Source organism: Acidovorax delafieldii 2AN (genome assembly GCF_000175235.1).
In the GTDB taxonomy this organism is placed as follows: domain Bacteria; phylum Pseudomonadota; class Gammaproteobacteria; order Burkholderiales; family Burkholderiaceae_C; genus Acidovorax; species Acidovorax delafieldii_B.
Genome location: NZ_ACQT01000270.1, coordinates 1 through 4,652, shown reverse-complemented (window position 1 = coordinate 4,652; position 4,652 = coordinate 1). Strand labels below are relative to the sequence as shown.

6 protein-coding genes are annotated in these 4,652 nt (G+C 67.8%); 2 read left to right on the top strand and 4 right to left on the bottom strand.

Annotated elements, in window-relative coordinates; genetic code table 11:
- The 3 genes from uraD to ACDELDRAFT_RS19395 form a co-directional block, all read right to left on the bottom strand.
- A partial coding sequence (gene uraD / locus ACDELDRAFT_RS19405) for a 2-oxo-4-hydroxy-4-carboxy-5-ureidoimidazoline decarboxylase (protein WP_005799740.1) occupies nt 1-1,516 on the bottom strand: 1,516 nt, incomplete at its 3' end.
- A gap of 63 nt (nt 1,517-1,579) precedes the next feature.
- A complete protein-coding gene (gene puuE / locus ACDELDRAFT_RS19400; RefSeq protein ID WP_005799739.1) occupies nt 1,580-2,530 on the bottom strand; it encodes an allantoinase PuuE in 951 nt (316 codons plus the stop codon).
- A gap of 16 nt (nt 2,531-2,546) precedes the next feature.
- A complete protein-coding gene (locus ACDELDRAFT_RS19395; protein ID WP_005799738.1) occupies nt 2,547-3,224 on the bottom strand; it encodes a GntR family transcriptional regulator in 678 nt (225 codons plus the stop codon).
- 91 nt (nt 3,225-3,315) lie between these two features.
- Here ACDELDRAFT_RS19395 and uraH point away from each other — a divergent pair, with 91 nt between their 5' ends.
- Nucleotides 3,316-3,666: a hydroxyisourate hydrolase gene (gene uraH / locus ACDELDRAFT_RS19390; protein WP_005799737.1), complete on the top strand. Its 351-nt coding sequence runs from the start codon at nt 3,316-3,318 to the stop codon at nt 3,664-3,666.
- 153 nt (nt 3,667-3,819) lie between these two features.
- On the opposite strand, the gene ACDELDRAFT_RS19385 is transcribed toward uraH, so the two are convergent.
- Complete coding sequence (locus ACDELDRAFT_RS19385) at nt 3,820-4,290, bottom strand: hypothetical protein (protein ID WP_005799735.1); 471 nt, start codon at nt 4,288-4,290, stop codon at nt 3,820-3,822.
- Nucleotides 4,291-4,432: 142 nt separating this feature from the next.
- Here ACDELDRAFT_RS19385 and ACDELDRAFT_RS19380 point away from each other — a divergent pair.
- On the top strand, nt 4,433-4,652 hold a 220-nt coding region (locus ACDELDRAFT_RS19380), incomplete at its 3' end, for an XdhC family protein (RefSeq protein ID WP_005799734.1).

Sequence of the window (4,652 nt, the reverse complement as noted above, 5' to 3'; positions counted from 1 at the left end):
CGGCGGCCACACGCATCGACTCTTCCAGCGTGAAGCGCAGGCCCCGGCGCTGGGCAATGCGGGCGAGTTCATCGAGCACGTCGCGCACCAGGGCGTCGCGCTGGGCGTCGGTGGGGGCGCGCAGGTCCAGGCTGAACTGGCAGCGCCCCGGCACCACGTTGATCGAGCCGCCGGGCACGTTGAGCAGGCCTATGGTGCCCACCGAGTCGCCGTCCTGCGCGGCGCGTTGTTCGATGTACAGCGCCAGCTCGGCCACGCCCACGGCGGCGTCGTGGCGGCGGTCCATCGGGGTGGTGCCGGCGTGGCTGGCGGTGCCGATCATTTCGCACACGAACCGCACGCCGCCGTTGATCGAGGTGACCACCCCCAGGGGCAGGTCCAGCTCATTGAGCACCGGCCCCTGCTCGATGTGCACTTCGATGAAGCCCAGGTACCGCGCCGGGTCGCGCTGCAGCTTGGCAATGTCGTCGATGCACAGGCCCGCATGCTGCATGGCCTCGCGCATCGTCACGCCGTCGGCATCCTTCTGGTCCAGCCAGGCGGGGTTGAAGTGGCCGATGAGCGCGCCCGAACCGAGGAAGGTGGCCTTGTAGCGCTGGCCTTCCTCCTCGGCAAACGCCACCACCTCGATGCCGAAGGGCAGCCGCTTGCCGGCACGGTGCAGCTCGCGCACGCAGGCCATGGGCACGAAGATGCCCAGGCGGCCGTCGTATTTGCCGCCGTTGCGCACGGTGTCGTAATGGCTGCCGGTCATGAGGTAGCGCGCGCCCGGGGTGGCGGGGTGGTAGCGGCCCACCACGTTGCCCACGGCGTCCACCTCCACCTCGTCGAAGCCGCACGCGCGCATTCCGTGGCTGAGCGCATCAGCGCATGCGCGGTGCGCGTCGGTGAGGTAGGTGACGGTGAGCTGGCCTTTTTCAGCGAAGCCGGGATCGGAGTGCTTGGCCAGTTGCTCGTGCCAGTCCCACACGTCGTTGCCCAGCACGGGCTCGGCATCGAACTTGTCGTTCAGGCGGATCTCGGCGATGCGGTGGATGTTGCGCAGCGCTTCGGCGCGCTCGAGGTCAGGGTGGTTGTCCAGGCGCCGCGCAAAGGTGTCGATGATCTGCTGCTTGCCCAGCCCTGTGCCGCGCGGCCCGCGCACGGCCAGGATGAACGGAAAGCCGAAGCGTGCGTTGTAGTCGGCGTTGAGCTGCTGGATGCGCGCGAACTCGTCGGGCGTGCATTGCGTGAGGCCGGCTTTCGATTGCTCGTGGGTGGATTCGGCGGTGAGGCTTTTCGCCACCATAGCTTTCCCGGCCAACTCGGGGTGGGCGCGGATCAGGCCCAGCTGCGCCTCGGTGCTTGCCGTGCGCACGGTCTGCGCCATCGCATGGCGCAGGTGCGCCAGCGACTGAAAGGGCCGCTGCGCCAGCGCGCGCTCGGCAATCCACGGCGAGTGTTCGTACACGCCGTCGAGCAGCTGCAGTGCGTCGGCGGCGCTGGCGGTGTTGAGTTCGTGCAAGGTCAGGGGCATGGTGTCTGCTGCAATAAAGTGAGCGGTAGGCGCAGATGGGATAAGCGCTGCGGGTCGATTTGATCAAAAAATCGGCGCGGGAAAGCGCTGCGCCCAGTGGCGTGCGATGTCGATGCGCCGGGCCACCCATACCTTGTCGTGCTGCGCGATGTGGTCCAGAAAGCGCTGCAGCGCCGCGATGCGCCCGGGGCGGCCCAGCAGGCGGCAGTGCATGCCGATGCTCATCATCTTGGGCGCGTTGTCGCCGGCCGGGTCGCCTTCGGCGTAGAGCGCGTCGAACGTGTCTTTCATGTACTGGAAGAACGGGTCGGCGTGCGAGTAGCCCTGGGGCAGGGCGAAGCGCATGTCGTTGCAGTCCAGCGTGTAGGGCACGATGAGCTGGGGCGCCACGCTGCCATCGGTCTTGCGCACCTTCATCCAGAAGGGCAGGTCATCGCCGTAGTAGTCGCTGTCGTATGCAAAGCCGCCGTAGTCGGCCACCAGGCGGTGGGTGTTGGGGCTGTCGCGGCCGGTGTACCAGCCCAGGGCCCGTTCACCTGTCATGCGCTGGAGGATGTCCATGGCCTCCTGCATGTGGGCGCGTTCCACGTCCTCGGGCACGTGCTGGTAATGGATCCACTTCAGGCCGTGGCAGGCGATCTCATGGCCCAGCTCCACGAAGGCCGCGGTCAGCTCGGGGTGGCGCTGCAGTGCCGTGGCAACACCGAACACCGTGAGCGGCAGCTGGCGCTTTTCAAACTCGCGCAGGATGCGCCACACGCCGGCGCGCGAGCCGTATTCGTAGATGCCTTCCATGCTCATGTGCCGCTCGGGGTAGCTGGCGGGGTTGAACATCTCGCTCAGGAACTGCTCGCTGCCCGCGTCGCCATGCAGCACGGCGTTTTCGCCGCCTTCCTCGTAGTTCAGGACGAACTGCACGGCGATGCGCGCACCGCCGGGCCATTGCGCGTGCGGTGGCTTGCTGCCGTAGCCGATCAGGTCGCGGGGATAGGGCAGGGTGGAGTCGTAGGTCATGGGGCGGGGCGGTGGATCAGGGGGTCACGGGCGCGAGCGCGGCGGCCAGGTCACTGGCGGGGCGTTTGCGGTCGAAGGTCAGGCTGGCCTCGACATGCTCGAGGTGGGCCTGCATGAGGTCCACGGCGCGCTCGCTGTCGCGGCCTGCCAGGGCCTCGACGATGGCGGCGTGTTCCTCGTGCGAGTGCTCGGCGGCGCTGGCCGACTGGTACATCAGGGTGATGAGCGCGCAGCGCGAGATCAGGTCGCCCAGCAACTGCGCCAGCACCTCGTTGCCCATGAGTTCGGCCATGCGCACGTGGAAATCGCCCAGCAGTTCGGTGCGGCTGCTGGCGTCGGCGGCGTCCATCGCAGCCTTCTCGCTGGCCACGTGGGCGCGCAGGGCCTTGATCTTGGCGGGGGTTACGCTGCGCACAAAGGCGCGGGTCATCTCGGTCTCGAGCATGCGCCGCACCGCGAAGACCTGGCGCGCCTCTTCGACCGACGGGGTGGCGACAAACGCGCCGCGCGCGGGCTCCAGCGTCACCAGGCGGTTCTGCGCCAACTGGAACAGCGCCTGGCGCACCAGCGTGCGCGACACGCCAAAGTGGTCGGCCAGCTTCTGCTCGGCCAGCTTGGTGCCCGGTTGCAGGCGGTGCGTTGCGATGGCGCGCGTCAATGCTTCGACGATCGCGCTGGTGGAGGAGGATTCCATGGGCGGATGATAGGGCGATGGTCTAAAAGTGTATACACTTTTGGTCTACACGCTGGCAATATTGGCCGGTTCACCTCGAGGAGATTCCCCTATGGGCTTGAGCACCCACGTTCTGGACACCATGCACGGCTGCCCCGCCGCAGGCATGGAGGTGTCGCTGTTTTCGACCCATGGGGACGAGGCCACGCTGATCCAGCGGCTGGTGCTCAACCGCGACGGCCGCACCGACGCCCCCCTGTTCGACAACGCCAGCCTGCGCGCCGGCACCTACCGGCTCACGTTTGGCGTGGCGGCGTACTTCAAGTCGCGCGGGGTGGAGTTGCCCGAGCCCTGTTTTCTCGACCGGGTGAGCATCGACTTCGGGGTGGCGCACGCCGACCAGCACTACCACGTGCCCTTGCTGGTGAGCCCCTGGAGCTATTCGACCTACAGGGGCTCCTGACGGAGCGATCCTGATGGGGCTGGGCTGGGCTGGGCTGGGCGGTGCCTTCAAGGATGGCGAGCCCCCTGCGCCTGTGGAAAGCAAAAAGGCGGTGAAATGGCCGCAAGCCAAATAACCGCCTGCAAAATTTGCTCTTTATTCAGGAGCGAATGTTCAGAGCTGGCCCTCGCTCAGGGTGTCGAGCTGGAAGTGCCCGCTCTTGTCCCACAGCCAGGTGTCGGTGTAGGTGACGCGGCCCATGCGGGCCGGCACCGGGAAGGGCGCCGCCGCGCGCACGGTGCGCTCGATCTCGGCGACGACCTCGGGTGCGTGGCGCGGAGCCCGCATCCAGTGCAGTTTGGTGACGCGGCCGCTGCGGTCGATGTCGACTTCCAGCACACCGATCGCATAGAGCATGGGCGGCAGCTTGCCCTTGAACACGCGCTGGGTGTTCATGCTGTACAGATGCGTGGCTGCGTCGTGGCGGTAGGCTTTGGGGGTGCTGGCCGCCGAAGGGCCGGACGCCGTGCCTTTCGCCGGGGGCGTGCGGCCGGCATCGGCGCTGGGTGAGCGGCTGTCGGGCGGCGGCGGGGCTGTTTCGGGGGCCGACTTGCAGGCGGCGACGATGGCTGCCACGGCAGCCATGAGTCCGGCCAGAAGCCAGTGGCGGCCAGCCCGTGGAGAGCGTTGGGGCGAAATGGATGGCATGGTGCTGTGGCTACGCGGGTGGGCGCAGGCCATGCGGGCAGCGCGCATGGCGTGCAAGACACATATCAGAGAGGTTGCAGTGGCGGATCTGTTGTTACTGCTGGAGGGCCTGGAGGCCGCGCCGGCCTGTCTCGTGACCGTGGAGTCTACCCAAGGCTCGGCGCCACGGGAAGCGGGCGCCTGGATGGCGGTTTTTGCCGACCGCACCGTGGGCACCATCGGGGGCGGGCATCTGGAGCACCAGGCCATGGCTGAAGCGCGGCGCGCGCTGGCGGGGCTTTCTGCCCCGCAGTCGCAGC

Bases quoted from the DNA above. Each gene is read 5' to 3' on its own strand.
- puuE (WP_005799739.1), bottom strand. From the start codon at position 2,530: ATGACCTACGACTCCACCCTGCCCTATCCCCGCGACCTGATCGGCTAC.
- ACDELDRAFT_RS19395 (WP_005799738.1), bottom strand. From the start codon at position 3,224: ATGGAATCCTCCTCCACCAGCGCGATCGTCGAAGCATTGACGCGCGCC.
- ACDELDRAFT_RS19385 (WP_005799735.1), bottom strand. From the start codon at position 4,290: ATGGCTGCCGTGGCAGCCATCGTCGCCGCCTGCAAGTCGGCCCCCGAA.
- uraH (WP_005799737.1), top strand. From the start codon at position 3,316: ATGGGCTTGAGCACCCACGTTCTGGACACCATGCACGGCTGCCCCGCC.